The sequence below is a fragment of the Pseudomonas sp. SC3(2021) genome, assembly GCF_019856535.1.
Lineage (GTDB): Bacteria > Pseudomonadota > Gammaproteobacteria > Pseudomonadales > Pseudomonadaceae > Aquipseudomonas > Aquipseudomonas monsensis.
Window position 1 is genome coordinate 3,477,566 of record NZ_CP082236.1, and the last position, 14,696, is coordinate 3,492,261.

At 60.1% G+C, this 14,696-nt stretch carries 14 protein-coding genes; 12 read left to right on the top strand and 2 right to left on the bottom strand.

Annotated features, from left to right (window positions below):
- Window positions 1-9 precede the first annotated feature (9 nt).
- The gene (gene rne, locus K5Y35_RS15535; protein WP_222832300.1) at window positions 10-3,264 is read right to left on the bottom strand and encodes a ribonuclease E; all 3,255 of its coding nucleotides are present in this window, start codon (window positions 3,262-3,264) and stop codon (window positions 10-12) included.
- 699 nt (window positions 3,265-3,963) lie between these two features.
- Here rne and rluC point away from each other — a divergent pair.
- The 3 genes from rluC to K5Y35_RS15550 are packed head-to-tail and all read left to right on the top strand — an operon-like array spanning window position 3,964 to window position 6,589.
- Window positions 3,964-4,926: a 23S rRNA pseudouridine(955/2504/2580) synthase RluC gene (gene rluC / locus K5Y35_RS15540; RefSeq protein ID WP_007950779.1), complete on the top strand. Its 963-nt coding sequence runs from the start codon at window positions 3,964-3,966 to the stop codon at window positions 4,924-4,926.
- The gene (locus K5Y35_RS15545; RefSeq protein WP_123466802.1) at window positions 4,913-5,575 is read left to right on the top strand and encodes an HAD-IA family hydrolase; all 663 of its coding nucleotides are present in this window, start codon (window positions 4,913-4,915) and stop codon (window positions 5,573-5,575) included. The genes rluC and K5Y35_RS15545 overlap by 14 nt, the downstream gene beginning before the upstream one ends.
- Before the next feature lie 24 nt (window positions 5,576-5,599).
- The gene (locus K5Y35_RS15550) at window positions 5,600-6,589 is read left to right on the top strand and encodes a S49 family peptidase (protein ID WP_123466800.1); all 990 of its coding nucleotides are present in this window, start codon (window positions 5,600-5,602) and stop codon (window positions 6,587-6,589) included.
- Window positions 6,590-6,673: 84 nt separating this feature from the next.
- Here K5Y35_RS15550 and K5Y35_RS15555 read toward each other — a convergent pair whose 3' ends face one another.
- Window positions 6,674-7,252: a Maf family protein gene (locus tag K5Y35_RS15555; protein WP_222832301.1), complete on the bottom strand. Its 579-nt coding sequence runs from the start codon at window positions 7,250-7,252 to the stop codon at window positions 6,674-6,676.
- Window positions 7,253-7,357: 105 nt separating this feature from the next.
- Here K5Y35_RS15555 and K5Y35_RS15560 point away from each other — a divergent pair, with 105 nt between their 5' ends.
- The 9 genes from K5Y35_RS15560 (at window position 7,358) to mltG (ending at window position 14,695) form a co-directional block, all read left to right on the top strand.
- Window positions 7,358-7,885, top strand: a complete 528-nt coding sequence (locus K5Y35_RS15560) for a YceD family protein (RefSeq protein WP_123466796.1) — start codon at window positions 7,358-7,360, stop codon at window positions 7,883-7,885.
- A 13-nt stretch (window positions 7,886-7,898) separates the two neighbouring features.
- Window positions 7,899-8,081 carry a 50S ribosomal protein L32 gene (gene rpmF, locus K5Y35_RS15565; RefSeq protein WP_003179396.1) on the top strand — a complete coding sequence of 61 codons (183 nt, stop codon included), beginning with the start codon at window positions 7,899-7,901 and terminating at the stop codon, window positions 8,079-8,081.
- Window positions 8,082-8,085: 4 nt separating this feature from the next.
- On the top strand, window positions 8,086-9,096 hold the full coding sequence (plsX, locus tag K5Y35_RS15570; protein ID WP_186744935.1) for a phosphate acyltransferase PlsX: 1,011 nt from the start codon (window positions 8,086-8,088) through the stop codon (window positions 9,094-9,096).
- Window positions 9,097-9,219: 123 nt separating this feature from the next.
- The gene (gene fabD / locus K5Y35_RS15575) at window positions 9,220-10,158 is read left to right on the top strand and encodes an ACP S-malonyltransferase (RefSeq protein ID WP_123466792.1); all 939 of its coding nucleotides are present in this window, start codon (window positions 9,220-9,222) and stop codon (window positions 10,156-10,158) included.
- Between the two features lie 16 nt (window positions 10,159-10,174).
- Window positions 10,175-10,915, top strand: a complete 741-nt coding sequence (gene fabG, locus K5Y35_RS15580; protein ID WP_123466790.1) for a 3-oxoacyl-ACP reductase FabG — start codon at window positions 10,175-10,177, stop codon at window positions 10,913-10,915.
- A 196-nt stretch (window positions 10,916-11,111) separates the two neighbouring features.
- On the top strand, window positions 11,112-11,348 hold the full coding sequence (gene acpP / locus K5Y35_RS15585; RefSeq protein WP_003175607.1) for an acyl carrier protein: 237 nt from the start codon (window positions 11,112-11,114) through the stop codon (window positions 11,346-11,348).
- Window positions 11,349-11,456: 108 nt separating this feature from the next.
- Entirely contained in the window at window positions 11,457-12,701 is a 1,245-nt protein-coding gene (gene fabF, locus K5Y35_RS15590) for a beta-ketoacyl-ACP synthase II (protein ID WP_123466788.1), read from the top strand.
- Window positions 12,701-13,516, top strand: coding sequence for an aminodeoxychorismate lyase (gene pabC, locus K5Y35_RS15595; protein ID WP_128615502.1), 816 nt, complete (start codon window positions 12,701-12,703; stop codon window positions 13,514-13,516). The genes fabF and pabC overlap by 1 nt, the downstream gene beginning before the upstream one ends.
- Window positions 13,517-13,519: 3 nt before the next feature.
- The gene (gene mltG, locus K5Y35_RS15600; RefSeq protein WP_128615501.1) at window positions 13,520-14,695 is read left to right on the top strand and encodes an endolytic transglycosylase MltG; all 1,176 of its coding nucleotides are present in this window, start codon (window positions 13,520-13,522) and stop codon (window positions 14,693-14,695) included.
- The last annotated feature ends 1 nt before the right edge of the window (window position 14,696 follow it).

Below are 14,696 nucleotides of genomic sequence, written 5' to 3' on the forward strand. Positions count from 1 at the left end.
CTGTTGGAATCAGACGAGCGGTTTAGGCTCGTGTTCTTTTTCCTGGGCCACTTCGTGCTGCTCGACCGCGTCCTGAACGGAGCGTGGTGCTTCAGCAATCACCGACTCAACGACAGCTTCCTCTGCGGCCGGGGCAGGGGCTGCCTCGACTACTTCAGCAGCGACCGCTGGAGCTGCCGCAGCAGCCAGTTCGGCTTCTTTGGCCAGACGCTCTTCTTCACGCTTGCGACGACGCACTTCACGCGGATCGTTAGGCGCGCGACCGTTTGGCGTCAGGGCGCTGACCGGTGCTGCAGCTTCAACCACCGGGGCCGGAGCTTCGGCTACCACGGGCGCTTCGACAACCGGCGCTTCAACCACTGGCGCTGGAGCAGGTTGAACGGCTTCCACTACGGGTTCGGCAGCCTTGGCTTCTTCAGCGGCTGGGGCCTCGACAACCGGCGCCGGGGTTTCAGCGACGGCAGGCTCGGCCACCCAGTTGAATGCGGTTTGTTCTTCACGAACTTCACGCACGCTTTCAGTCACGGTTTCAGCGACGGTTTCAACAACCGGCTCTGCCACCATAGCTGGGGCTTCGACAACCGGCGCAGGCTCGGCAGCAGCTTCAACCTGAGGCTGAGCTTCGCGAACCGGTGCCACTTCGACTTCCGGAGCGGCGATCACTTCCACCGGCGTAGTCGCTTCGACAACCGGCGCTTCCGCTGGAGCGGTTTCCAGGGTGGCGGCGGTGGCGCGTTCGGCTTGCTCGTGAGCCTGTGCTTCAGCCGGAGCGCTGATCACGCTGCTGGCAACAGCGGCGGTGACGGCCAGGCCGGCAGCCAGATCGGCAGTGCTTGGTGCTTCAGCGTTTTCGCCAGACTCGGATTCTTCCGAACCTTCGATTACGTTGCCGTTGGCATCACGCTGACGCTCACGACGGTTGCTGCGACGACGCTGACCACGGGAGCGACGACGCGGACGATCGCCTTCGGCGGTGTCCTGACCGTCTTCCGGCAGTTGCTCTTCGTTCGTAGTCACTTCTTCTTCGGCAACGGCAGCAGCGGCCTGCTCGGCACGTGGCTGACGCTCTTCACGCGGCGGACGCGGCGCGCGCTCTTCACGCGGCTGACGAGCCGGACGCTCTTCGGCAACGACAGCTGCAGCGGCGGTGGCTGGAGCGGCAGGAGCGGCGTCCAGAGGTTCGCGCAGTTCACGCACACGCTCTTCACGCTCGCCACGTGGCTTGCGGTCTTCACGTGGGGCACGCGGTGCACGTTCTTCACGCGGAGCGCGTGGTGCGCGTTCCTCGCGGGCGGCTGGTGCTTCGCTGCGGGCTTCACGCGGCTCGCGGACTTCACGGGCTTCACGTGGGGCGCGTTCTTCACGCGGCTCACGCGGTGCACGTTCTTCACGTGGCGCACGTTCTTCGCGCGGCTTGCGTTCTTCATCGCGGCGACCATTACGGTTGCGGCTCTGCTGACGACCGTTGCGACGCTCTTCATTGCGGGCCGGACGCTCGGTGGCCGGTTTTTCAACCACGACCGGAGCGGCTGGCTCTTCCTTGGTGGCGAACAGGCTGACCAGCGATTTCACCAGGCCTTTGAACAGGCTTGGCTCTGGCGCGGCAACCGGTGCCGGTGCTGGAGCCGCAGGTGCGGCGACTTCGGTCGGCACCGGAGCGTTGGCGCGGGCCGGTGCAGTCTTGACCGCAGCTTCCTGGCGAACCAGGGTGCGGGTCGCGGCGGCTGGCTGGACTTCTTCGACTTCGGCAGCGGCAGCAGCGATCTCGTAGCTGGACTGGTTGGTCGCGGCTTCCGGGCTGTCGTCACGCAGACGCTGAACTTCGAAGTGCGGCGTTTCGAGGTGATCGTTCGGCAGGATGACGATACGGGCACGGGTGCGCAGTTCGATCTTGGTGATCGAGTTGCGTTTTTCGTTGAGCAGGAACGCGGCGACCGGAATCGGCACTTGAGCGCGCACTTCGGCAGTGCGGTCTTTCAGGGCTTCTTCTTCGATCAGGCGCAGGATGGCCAGCGACAGCGATTCAACGTCACGGATGATGCCGGTGCCGTTGCAACGCGGGCAGACGATGCCGCTGCTTTCGCCCAGGGATGGACGCAGGCGCTGACGGGACATTTCCAGCAGGCCAAAGCGCGAGATGCGGCCGATCTGCACGCGAGCGCGGTCGGCTTCCAGGCATTCGCGGACTTTCTCTTCCACGGCGCGCTGGTTCTTGGCAGGGGTCATGTCAATGAAGTCGATGACGATCAGGCCGCCGATGTCGCGCAGGCGCAACTGACGGGCGATTTCTTCGGCCGCTTCAAGGTTGGTCTGCAGGGCGGTTTCTTCGATGTCGCTGCCTTTGGTGGCGCGCGCCGAGTTGATGTCGATGGACACCAGGGCTTCGGTCGGATCGATAACGATGGAGCCGCCGGAAGGCAGTTCGACGACACGCTGGAACGCGGTCTCGATCTGGCTTTCGATCTGGAAACGGTTGAACAGCGGCACGCTGTCTTCGTACAGCTTGATCTTACTGGCGTACTGCGGCATCACCTGGCGGATGAAGGTCAGGGCTTCGTCCTGTGCTTCAACGCTGTCGATCAGCACTTCGCCGATGTCCTGGCGCAGGTAATCGCGGATGGCGCGGATGATCACGTTGCTTTCCTGGTAGATCAGGAAAGGCGCGGAGCGATCCAGCGAGGCTTCTTTGATGGCGGTCCACAGTTGCAGCAGGTAATCGAGGTCCCACTGCATTTCTTCGCTGCTGCGGCCAAGGCCGGCAGTGCGCACGATCAGACCCATGTCGGCTGGTGCCACCAGGCCGTTCAGCGCTTCACGCAGTTCGTTGCGCTCTTCGCCTTCGATGCGACGGGAGATACCGCCGGCACGCGGGTTGTTCGGCATCAGCACGAGGTAACGACCGGCCAGGCTGATGAAGGTGGTCAGGGCGGCGCCCTTGTTGCCACGTTCTTCTTTTTCGACCTGAACGATGACTTCCTGGCCTTCGCTCAGGACGTCCTTGATGTTGACGCGGCCTTCAGGGGCTTTCTTGAAGTATTCGCGGGAGATTTCTTTGAGGGGCAGGAAGCCGTGGCGCTCGGAGCCGAAATCGACAAAGGCAGCCTCAAGGCTTGGTTCGATGCGAGTGATACGGCCTTTATAGATGTTGGCCTTCTTCTGCTCGCGTGCACCGGATTCGATGTCCAGGTCGTAGAGGCGTTGGCCATCTACCAGTGCAACACGCAACTCTTCGGGTTGAGTTGCGTTAATCAGCATTCTTTTCATGTAGTACCGTCGGTTTCCGGGCTGCCGGAAACGGCGTTCGGCACACACGACTTCTCACGGTCGGTGTCAGGTGCGTCGGGAATGGTTGGCCATTCCCGTGTCCAGCGATGTCAGGCCAATTGGGCCGATACCGCGACGTACGCGTCCTGCTTGCTGTGGCTACATAAGCACTCAGTCAGGAGGAGGAATCAACCAGCGGCTGTGGACGAGATGAAGCGTCTTGATAAAGCCTATTGCTACACAGTCCGGCGGTTGTGCATCTCCACCCTACACGTATCCCTGATAATTCGGGTGCTGCCGCGCGCAGAATCCGCAGCGGGTTGGCATTTACCGTGAGCTCCGAAAGGGGAGGTCACGCATCATGGCTAATTCAGGCGATGTTTCCGAAACATTCGCTCGGGGTCATCTGCAGCTGACTGCACTTTGTGAACTGGCCTCGAATATTTGCCTGTCAGGCGAGTGAAAACTCTGCTCGACGGTGTAATTCAGGCCTCATGTCACCTGCGCTTGTTACAACTGCAAACTCCACCGTTACGTAGCGAAAGCCCCGTAGGACGGCCTCGCGTCCTGGTGAATTGCGTTGGTCAGGGCCGGTTTTTGACCGTGGTTCCGCTGTCCAGGCCGCTTTTGGCGGCGTTCGCGACTATAGCAGCAATGATTAAGTGCTTCAAATCCATAAAAATTGTTATCATCCGCGGCATGACAACTACTGCCCCTTCGACTCCAGGCGTTCAACTGCTTGAAGTCTCGCCGGAGTATGCCGGCCAACGAATCGACAACTTTCTCCTCGCCCGGCTCAAAGGCGTGCCCAAGACCTTGATTTACCGCATTTTGCGTAAAGGCGAAGTGCGTGTGAACAAGGGGCGGATCAAGCCCGAATACAAGCTGCAGGCCGGTGATATCGTGCGCGTGCCGCCGGTTCGCGTGCCTGAGCGCGACGAACCGGTGCCTCTGGCGCAAGGCTTGTTGCAGCGTCTGGAAGCCTCGATTGTCTACGAAGACAAAGCCCTGATCGTGATCAACAAGCCTGCCGGCATTGCGGTTCACGGCGGCAGCGGCTTGAATTACGGCGTCATCGAAGCCTTTCGTCAGTTGCGCCCGGATGCCAAGGAGCTGGAACTGGTTCACCGACTTGACCGGGATACCTCCGGCCTGCTGATGATCGCCAAGAAACGCAGCATGTTGCGGCACTTGCACGCCGCATTGCGCGGTGACGGCGTCGACAAGCGCTACATGGCGCTGGTTCGCGGCAACTGGGCAACTTCGATCAAGCAAGTCCGTGCGGCGCTCGGCAAGAGCAATCTGCGCTCCGGCGAGCGCATGGTCGAGGTCGATGAGGAGGAGGGCAAGGAGTCGGTGACCGTGTTCAAGGTCCTGCGTCGCTTTGGCGACTTTGCCACCTTGATCGAGGCCAAGCCGATCACCGGCCGCACGCACCAGATCCGCGTCCACACGTTGCACGCCGGGCACTGCATTGCCGGCGACACCAAGTATGGCGATGACGGTTTCAGCAAGGAAATCCGAGATCTGGGCGGCAAACGCCTGTTCCTGCACGCTTACATGCTGACCGTGCCGCTGCCCGATGGCGGTGAACTCAAGTTGCAGGCACCGGTCGATGAAATGTGGGCCAAGACCGTGGAGCGATTGAGTGCGCCCATCTGATTGCAAACTGCTGATTTTCGATTGGGACGGCACCCTCGCCGATTCCATTGGTCGGATTGTCGAGGCGATGCACTCTGCGTCCGCGCGTTCCGGTTTCGAGTTGCGTGATGATTTTGCCGTCAAAGGCATCATCGGCCTGGGCTTGCCCGAGGCGATCCGCACCTTGTATCCGGACATCAGCGATACCGAGATGACCTTGTTTCGCGAGTATTACGCCGATCACTACATCGCGGCAGAAGCCGTGCCTTCGCCGTTGTTCGATGGCGTAGTCGAGTCGATGGCGTCGTTTCGCGAGCAGGGCTATCACCTGGCAGTCGCGACCGGCAAGAATCGTCGCGGACTGGATCGGGTGCTCAAGGCCAATGGCTGGGAAGACTATTTCGATATCACTCGCGCCGCCGACGAGACTGCGAGCAAGCCGCATCCGCTGATGCTTGAGCAGATTCTCGCGCATTGCGGTGTGCGCCCCGAGCAGGCGTTGATGGTAGGGGATTCGTCCTTCGACCTGTTGATGGCGCGTAACGCGGGCATGGCATCTGTGGCGGTGAGTTATGGCGCGCAGTCGATTGAATCGCTGCAGCAGTTCGAGCCGCGCCTGTCGATCGACCGGTTTAGTGAATTGCACGCCTGGCTGGGGCAGCAGGCTTAATACGTTTTTGCTGGGGTACAGCGCATGACCGACGAATGGAAAGCACCGGCCAAGGCAAGTGCCGACGACGGTGACGAGAAAAGCTGGAAACTATTGGAGAAAACCCTGCTGGCCGGCGTGCAGGAACAGCGTCGTTCGCGGCGTTGGGGGATTTTCTTCAAGCTGCTGACGTTTGTTTATCTGTTTGTTGCGCTGATTCTGTTCACGCCGCTGATGGATATGGAAAAAAGCGCCACCCGTTCTTCGAACTACACAGCGCTGATCGACATCACCGGCATGATCGCCGACAAGGAGCCGGCCAGCGCTGACAATATCGTCGGCAGTCTGCGGGCGGCCTTCGAGGACAAGAAGGTCAAGGGTGTGATCCTGCGCATCAATAGTCCAGGCGGCAGTCCGGTGCAGTCGGGTTACGTGTATGACGAGATCAAGCGTCTGCGGGGTCTGCACCCGGACACCAAGGTGTATGCGGTGATTTCCGATCTCGGGGCGTCCGGTGCCTATTACATCGCCAGTGCGGCGGATCAGATCTATGCCGACAAGGCCAGTCTGGTTGGCTCCATCGGTGTGACGGCGGCGGGTTACGGCTTTGTTGGCACGATGGACAAGCTGGGTGTCGAGCGTCGTACGTATACCTCGGGTGAGCACAAGTCGTTCCTCGATCCGTTCCAGCCACAGAAAGCTGACGAGACGGCGTTCTGGCAGACCGTGCTGGACACCACGCACAAGCAGTTCATCAACAGCGTCAAGCAGGGGCGCGGCGATCGCCTCAAGGACAAAGAGCATCCGGAGCTGTTCTCCGGGCTGGTCTGGTCCGGTGAGCAGGCGCTGCCGCTGGGGCTGATTGATGGCCTGGGTAACGCCAGTTCGGTGGCGCGGGATGTGATCGGCGAGAAAGAGCTGGTGGATTTCACCGTTCAGGAATCGCCGTTTGATCGCTTCTCGAAGAAGCTGGGTGCCAGTGTGGCTGAGCAGTTGGCGATGTGGATGGGTTTCCACGGGCCTTCGTTGCGTTAATTCGTTTCAAGTCAAAAGATCGCAGTCTGCGGCAGCGCCTACAGAGGTCGGTGTAGGAGTTGTCGCAGGCTGCGATCTTTTGCTTTAAGGGATCTGTACGCCTTCGGCCAGCAGCATGTCGATCAGGCGAATCAACGGCAGGCCGATCAGGCTGGTCGCGTCAGGCCCTTCGGTGGATTGAAACAGGCTCACGCCCAGCCCTTCAGCCTTGAAGCTGCCAGCGCAGTCGTAAGGCTGTTCGATGCGCAGGTAGCGCTCAACGCGAGCCTGGTCCAGTTTGCGCATGTGAACGGTGAACGGCACGCAGTCGACCTGGCATTGGCCGGTCTGGCTGTTAAGCAGGGCCAGGCCGGTCAGGAAGGTCACGCTTGCGCCGCTGGCGGCCATCAATTGTTCACAGGCCTTGTCGAAGGTGTGCGGCTTGCCGATGATCTGCTCGCCAAGCACGGCGACCTGGTCAGAGCCGATGATCAGATGGTCGGGGTGGCTGGCGGCCAGTGCCCGGGCTTTCTGTTCGGCGAGACGTTTGACCAGTTCGATGGCTGATTCGCCAGGACGATGGCTTTCGTCGATATCCGGCGAACTGCAGACGAACGGCAGGTGCAGGCGGGCGAGCAAATCCCGGCGATAAGTCGAGCTTGAAGCAAGTAATAAAGGCAGCATTGGCGTCTCCTGAGGCAGGCGCGAATTCTAGCGGAGGCACGCAAGTGACGGACAGGGCACAATTTCCTTTGACATGGGTGGGTGCATCCCTATAATGCTGCGCCTATGTTGAATGACCCGATTCCACCTCACGTTGACCCGCGCAAATTGGCTGACCGTGGCACCACCCTTCAAGGTGAACTGCTGCTGGCCGATTTGAAGAGACTCTGCGACCCGCTTTCCGACAATGTCGGTACGGTGCAGGCCAAATTCGTTTTTGAACGAGATGAACGTAAATCTGTGGTGATCCACAGCTTTATCGACACCGAAGTCAAAATGGTTTGCCAGCGTTGTCTTGAGCTGGTCACCCTGCCGATCCACAGCGAATGCAGTTACGCTGTAGTGAAGGAGGGTGCGAATACCCAGTCGTTACCGAAAGGTTATGACGTGCTGGAACTGGGCGAAGATCCATTGGATCTGCAGTCACTGATCGAGGAGGAGCTTCTGCTCGCCTTGCCCATTGTGCCTGCTCATCATCCGGAAGAATGCCAGCAGCCGGCGGGAGCAGATGAACCCGTATCGAGCGAGGACGAGGTAACGCGGTCCAACCCGTTCAGTGTATTGGCGCAGTTAAAGCGTGACCCAAACGTTTAGGAGTTAATCAATTATGGCTGTTCAGCAGAACAAAAAATCCCGCTCTGCCCGTGACATGCGCCGTTCGCACGACGCTCTCGAGGCTAGCACTCTGTCTGTAGAAAAAACCACTGGTGAAGTTCACCTGCGTCACCACGTATCGCCAGAAGGCGTATACCGTGGCCGTAAAGTGATCGACAAGGGCGCTGACGAGTAATCACTTGTCCGCTCAAGTCATCGCGATTGACGCAATGGGCGGGGACTTCGGTCCCCGCAGCATTGTTCAGGCCAGCCTTGCTTGCCTTTCTGCTACGCCCTCGCTGCACCTGACCCTCGTCGGTCAACCCTCCCTCCTTGAAGAATTGATCCACGGCCAATCGGCTGCCGATCGCGCGCGCCTGACGATTGTTCCGGCGTCCGAAGTCATCACCATGGACGAAAAACCGACCCAGGCCTTGCGTGGCAAGCCGGATTCGTCGATGCGTGTCGCCCTTGAACTGGTGCGTGATGGCAAGGCTCAGGCCTGTGTCAGTGCCGGTAATACCGGGGCGCTGATGGCGTTGTCGCGCTTCGTGCTCAAGACGTTGCCGGGTATTGATCGACCAGCGATGGTAGCGGCGATTCCGACGCAGACGGGTTATTGCCAGTTGCTCGACCTGGGCGCCAATGTCGATTGCAGTGCCGAGCATCTGCTGCAGTTCGCGGTGATGGGGTCGGTGGCAGCGCAGACGCTGGGGATTGCCCGGCCACGAGTGGCGTTGCTCAATATCGGCACCGAAGACATCAAGGGTAACCAGCAGGTCAAGCTGGCAGCGACTTTGTTGCAGGCGGCGCGAGGTATCAATTACATCGGTTTCGTCGAGGGCGATGGCCTGTATCGCGGCGAAGCGGACGTGGTGGTGTGTGACGGTTTTGTTGGCAATATCCTGCTCAAGTCCAGCGAAGGCCTGGCGACGATGATCGCGGCGCGCATCGAGGCGCTGTTCAGGAAAAACCTCGCGTCCCGGGTTGTCGGGGCGTTGGCGTTGCCATTGATGAAGCGCTTGCAGGCCGATCTGGCGCCGGCGCGACACAACGGCGCAAGTTTTCTCGGTCTGCAGGGCATCGTGGTGAAAAGTCACGGTTCGGCCGGGGTTCAGGGTTTTCAGAGTGCAATTCAACGGGCCTTGATCGAGATCCAGGAAAATCTTCCCGAGCGCCTTCATGGTCGTCTGGAGGATTTGTTGTCTTAGGCGTTTTCGTCGGACAATGCTTAAATGTGACCGCCCGGTTCAAAGGGCCATCCAACTGTCAGTTTCTTGCGTCCCCACGTGGGGCGTCATTTTTCGACGACAAGATCATTAGGGGCTTGTTACATGTCTGCTTCCCTCGCATTCGTCTTTCCAGGACAGGGTTCGCAGTCCCTCGGCATGCTGGCCGAGCTGGGCGCGGAATATCCGTTGATCCTCGAAACTTTCAAAGAAGCCTCTGAGGCTCTGGGCTATGACCTGTGGGCGCTGACCCAGCAGGGTCCGGAAGAGCTGCTCAATCAAACCGATAAAACCCAACCGGCCATTCTGACCGCTTCGATCGCCCTGTGGCGTCTGTGGCTGGCGGAAGGCGGCGCGCGTCCGGCCTTTGTTGCCGGTCACAGCCTGGGTGAATACAGCGCGCTGGTCGCTGCCGGTAGCCTGACGCTGGCTGACGCGGTGAAGCTCGTCGAGCGCCGTGGTCAACTGATGCAGGAAGCGGTTCCGGCCGGGCAGGGCGGCATGGCGGCCATTCTCGGTCTGGAAGATGCCGACGTACTGGCGGCCTGTGCTGAAGCAGCGCAGGGCGAGGTGGTCAGCGCCGTCAACTTCAACTCGCCGGGCCAGGTGGTCATCGCCGGTGCCAAGGCGGCCGTTGAGCGCGCCATCGAAGGCTGCAAGGCCCGTGGCGCCAAGCGTGCCATGCCGCTGCCGGTGAGCGTGCCGTCGCACTGCGAACTGATGCGTCCGGCCGCCGAGCGCTTTGCCGAATCCATCGCCGCCATCGACTGGCAGGCGCCGCAGATCCCGGTGGTACAGAACGTCAGCGCGCAAGTGCCGGCCGATCTGGAAACCCTCAAGCGTGATCTGCTCGAACAACTGTACAAGCCAGTGCGCTGGGTTGAATCGGTCCAGACCCTGGCCGCCAAAGGCGCGACCAGTCTGGTCGAATGCGGCCCGGGCAAAGTCCTGGCCGGTCTGAACAAACGTTGCGCCGAAGGCGTTTCGACTTCCAATCTCAATACCCCAGACGCTTTCGCTGCCGCTCGCGCAGCGCAAGCCTGAATCAGGAGAAGCTTGCATGAGTCTGCAAGGTAAAGTTGCACTGGTCACCGGTGCAAGCCGCGGTATCGGCCAGGCTATCGCGCTGGAACTGGGTCGTCAGGGCGCCATCGTCGTGGGTACCGCGACCTCCGCCAAAGGTGCCGAGGCAATTGCCGCCACGCTGAAAGAGCACGGCATTCAGGGCACCGGTCTGGAACTCAACGTCACCAGCGACGAATCGGTCAGCAAGGTGCTGGCGAGCATCCAGGAGCAGTTCGGTGCGCCGGCGATCCTGGTCAATAACGCCGGCATCACCCGCGATAACCTGATGATGCGCATGAAAGACGACGAGTGGTACGACGTGATCGATACCAACCTGAACAGTCTGTATCGCCTGTCCAAGGGCGTTCTGCGCGGCATGACCAAGGCGCGTTGGGGTCGAATTATCAGTATTGGCTCGGTGGTGGGTGCCATGGGCAACGCAGGCCAAGTAAACTATGCAGCCGCCAAGGCCGGTCTGGAAGGTTTCAGCCGGGCGATGGCGCGTGAAGTCGGTTCTCGTTCGATTACGGTCAACTCGGTGACCCCTGGGTTCATCGACACCGATATGACCCGTGAACTGCCTGAAGCACAGCGTGAAGCCTTGCAGACGCAGATTCCGCTGGGTCGTCTGGGGCAGGCTCAAGAGATCGCATCTGTGGTCGCTTTTCTTGCATCCGACGGTGCGGCATACGTCACCGGGGCTACAATCCCGGTGAACGGTGGGATGTACATGTAAGTAAAATGTGACGGATTGCTTCAAAAAAATGTCATACGAGCTGTCTAAAATCCGTTATAAAGCTGCAATCTATTTATAGGCAGAGGGCCGCAGGGTTTGAGGAGTGAAGCTTTCAGTTGAAAAGCTGAAAAGTCTTTCTATACACTTACCCACTGGCCAGCTGCCTGAATTTGTCCATTAGGAGTGAAAACAAGGTATGAGCACCATCGAAGAGCGCGTCAAGAAAATCGTTGCCGAGCAACTGGGTGTTAAAGAAGAAGAAGTGGTCAACACCGCTTCCTTCGTAGAAGACCTGGGTGCCGACTCCCTTGACACCGTTGAGCTGGTGATGGCTCTGGAAGAGGAATTCGAGACCGAAATCCCTGACGAAGAAGCTGAGAAGATCACTACTGTACAAGCTGCAATCGACTACGTTACTAGCCACCAGGCGTAATAGTTTGTAATCGTTGTTTGCTGTCATGGAAAAACCGCACTGCCATCATGGCGTGCGGTTTTTTCTTTAGGCCTGATGCAAAATCGTCATTTGAAAAAGGAGAGTGCTGTGTCGCGTAGACGCGTCGTAGTCACCGGTATGGGTATGTTGTCGCCACTGGGCACGGATGTGCCGAGCAGTTGGCAGGGCATTCTGGCTGGCCGCAGTGGCATTGGTCTGATCGAACACACCGACCTTTCTGCCTATTCCACCCGCTTTGGCGGCTCGGTAAAGGGCTTCAATGTCGAGGAATACCTGTCGGTCAAGGAAGCGCGCAAGCTCGACCTGTTCATCCAGTACGGTCTCGCGGCAGGCTTTCAAGCCGTGCGCAATGCCGGTCTGGAAGTCACCGATGCCAACCGTGAACGCATTGGCGTGGCCATGGGTTCGGGCATTGGCGGTCTGACCAACATCGAAGAAACCAGCCGTACCCTGCATGAAACGGGTCCGCGTCGAATCTCGCCATTCTTCGTGCCAGGCTCGATCATCAATATGATTTCCGGTTTCCTGTCCATCCATCTGGGGGCACAGGGGCCTAACTACGCCATTGCCACCGCGTGCACCACCGGTACGCACTGCATCGGCATGGCGGCGCGCAACATCATGTACGACGAAGCCGACGTGATGATTGCCGGCGGTGCCGAAATGGCTGCTTGCGGCCTCGGCATGGGCGGCTTCGGTGCCTCCCGTGCGCTGTCGACCCGCAACGACGAGCCGACCCGCGCCAGCCGTCCGTGGGACAAGGGCCGTGATGGTTTCGTCCTGTCCGATGGTGCCGGCGCCCTGGTCCTCGAGGAGCTGGAGCACGCCAAGGCACGCGGCGCGACCATCTATGCCGAGCTGATCGGTTTCGGTACCAGTGGCGATGCCTTCCACATGACCTCGCCACCCGCCGATGGCGCCGGTGCTGCGCGCTGCATCACCAATGCATTGCGCGACGCGAAGATCAACGTCGATCAAGTGCAATACATCAACGCCCACGGTACTTCGACCCCAGCTGGTGACCTCGCCGAAGCCAACGCGATCAAGTCCGTGTTCGGTGACCATGCCTACAAAATGGCGGTCAGCTCCACCAAATCCATGACCGGTCACCTGTTGGGTGCGGCGGGTGCGGTCGAGGCAATCTTCAGCGTGCTGGCGATCAACAGCCAGGTGGCGCCCCCGACCATCAACCTCGATGAGCCGGACGAAGGCTGCGATCTCGACTTCGTGCCGCACACAGCGCGCAACATGGACATTGATGTCGTGCTGTCCAACTCCTTCGGTTTTGGCGGCACCAATGGCACCTTGGCATTCCGCCGGTTCGCAGGCTGATGGACAGTTGGGTCGACGGTCAACCGGCTGACACTCTGTCGCTGAAAGATCGCGGCCTGGCTTACGGCGACGGTCTGTTCGAGACCATCGCCGTGCGCAGCGGCCAGCCGCTGTTGCTGGATCGCCACCTGACGCGTCTGGCCGATGGCTGTGCGCGCCTGGCCATCGCGGCGGACTTCGATCAGGTTCGCCACGAACTGCTCGTTTATGCGGCGGCGATGGGCGAGGGCGTGCTCAAGCTCATCCTCACCCGTGGCGACGGCTTGCGCGGTTACGCGCCGGATCCGACGGCGTCTGGCCGACGCATTCTGCAAGGCAATCCTCCTGCGGCTTATCCGGTGGTTCATGCTGAACAAGGCATCCGCCTGTTTCCGTGCAGCACGCGTTTATCAAAGCAGCCGTTGCTTGCCGGGCTCAAACACCTCAATCGACTGGAACAGGTTCTCGCCCGTGCCGAATGGCAGGACAGCGAACACGCCGAAGGCTTGATGCTCGATCAGGCCGGTCGCGTCATCGAAGGAGTGTTCAGCAATGTCTTTGTGGTGCGCGACGGGGTGCTGATCACGCCGGATCTGAAGCGCTGTGGTGTCGCCGGCGTGATGCGTGCCGAAATATTGTTTCAGGCCGAGTCACTGGCCATTCCCACCCAAATCGCCGATATCAGCCTCGAACAGCTGCAATGGGCTGATGAAGTTTTTGTCTGTAACAGCGTGTATGGCGTCTGGCCGGTTCGTGCCTATGCTGCGCTGAGCTGGCCGGTTGGCCCGCTCACCCGTAAACTGCAAGCCATTGCCCGCGCCCTACTGGATGCCTGATTCGTGAGACGTAAACTTTTGCTGCTGCTGGAAACCGGACTGGTTCTGGCAGGGCTGCTGATGGGCGCCAGCGCCTGGAAGATTCACTCCGCACTGGAACAGCCCCTGAACATCACGCAGGAAGAACTGCTGGATGTGCCGAAAGGCTCGACCCCGACCCGTACTTTCCTCGAACTCGAAACCGATGGCGTCATCAAGGATGCCTTCTGGTTGCGGATTTACTGGCGCTTCAATCTCGCCGGCACGCCGATCCACAGCGGTGAATACCGCATGCAGCCGGGCATGACCGTCAACGGCCTGATCGACTTGTGGAAGCGCGGTGAAGTGGTGCAGTACAGCCTGACCCTGGTCGAAGGCTGGAATTTCCATCAAGTGCGCGCCGCGTTGGCGAAAGACGAAAAGATCGAGCAGACCCTCAACGGTTTGAGCGACAGCGACGTCATGACAAAGATCGGTCACAAAGGGGTGTTCCCGGAAGGGCGGTTCTTCCCGGATACCTACCGCTTCGTGCGCGGGATGTCTGATGCCGAGCTGCTGAAGAAGGCGTTCGATCGACTCGATGAAGTGCTGGCCAGGGAGTGGGAAAAACGCTCCGCCGATGCGCCCTACACCGAGCCCTATCAAGCGCTGATCATGGCCTCGCTGGTCGAAAAGGAGACCGGAGTGCCACAGGAACGCGGGGAAATTGCCGGCGTCTTTGTGCGCCGTATGGCCCTGGGCATGCAGTTGCAGACCGATCCGACGGTCATTTACGGGCTGGGCGATCGCTACACGGGCAAGCTGACCCGTGCCCATCTCAAGGAGCCGACGCCTTACAACACTTACGTGATTCCCGGTCTGCCGCCGACGCCGATTGCAATGGTCGGGCGTGAAGCGATTCACGCCGCGCTGAATCCGGTCGACGGCACCAGTCTGTACTTTGTGGCGCGTGGCGATGGCAGCCATGTGTTCTCCGATGATCTGGATGCGCATAACAGTGCCGTGCGCGAGTTCCAGCTCAAGCGACGTGCCGATTACCGTTCGAGCCCGGCGCCGGCGACTGCGCCTGAAGCAGCTCCGACAACCGAGGAAGCGATTCCTGCGGCATCACCGGACACCGCACCGCAAGCACTGCCACCGGTTACGCCGCCGCAGCCCGCGCCGGAACCGGAAGCCGCCGCCCCGAAAAACGCGCAATGAC

Excerpts from the sequence above, each read along its gene's own strand:
- fabG (WP_123466790.1), top strand. The coding sequence starts at position 10,175 with ATGAGTCTGCAAGGTAAAGTTGCACTGGTCACCGGTGCAAGCCGCGGT.
- acpP (WP_003175607.1), top strand. The coding sequence starts at position 11,112 with ATGAGCACCATCGAAGAGCGCGTCAAGAAAATCGTTGCCGAGCAACTG.
- rne (WP_222832300.1), bottom strand. The coding sequence starts at position 3,264 with ATGAAAAGAATGCTGATTAACGCAACTCAACCCGAAGAGTTGCGTGTT.
- K5Y35_RS15550 (WP_123466800.1), top strand. The coding sequence starts at position 5,600 with ATGACCGACGAATGGAAAGCACCGGCCAAGGCAAGTGCCGACGACGGT.
- pabC (WP_128615502.1), top strand. The coding sequence starts at position 12,701 with ATGGACAGTTGGGTCGACGGTCAACCGGCTGACACTCTGTCGCTGAAA.
- rluC (WP_007950779.1), top strand. The coding sequence starts at position 3,964 with ATGACAACTACTGCCCCTTCGACTCCAGGCGTTCAACTGCTTGAAGTC.
- K5Y35_RS15555 (WP_222832301.1), bottom strand. The coding sequence starts at position 7,252 with ATGCTGCCTTTATTACTTGCTTCAAGCTCGACTTATCGCCGGGATTTG.
- fabD (WP_123466792.1), top strand. The coding sequence starts at position 9,220 with ATGTCTGCTTCCCTCGCATTCGTCTTTCCAGGACAGGGTTCGCAGTCC.
- rpmF (WP_003179396.1), top strand. The coding sequence starts at position 7,899 with ATGGCTGTTCAGCAGAACAAAAAATCCCGCTCTGCCCGTGACATGCGC.
- K5Y35_RS15560 (WP_123466796.1), top strand. The coding sequence starts at position 7,358 with ATGTTGAATGACCCGATTCCACCTCACGTTGACCCGCGCAAATTGGCT.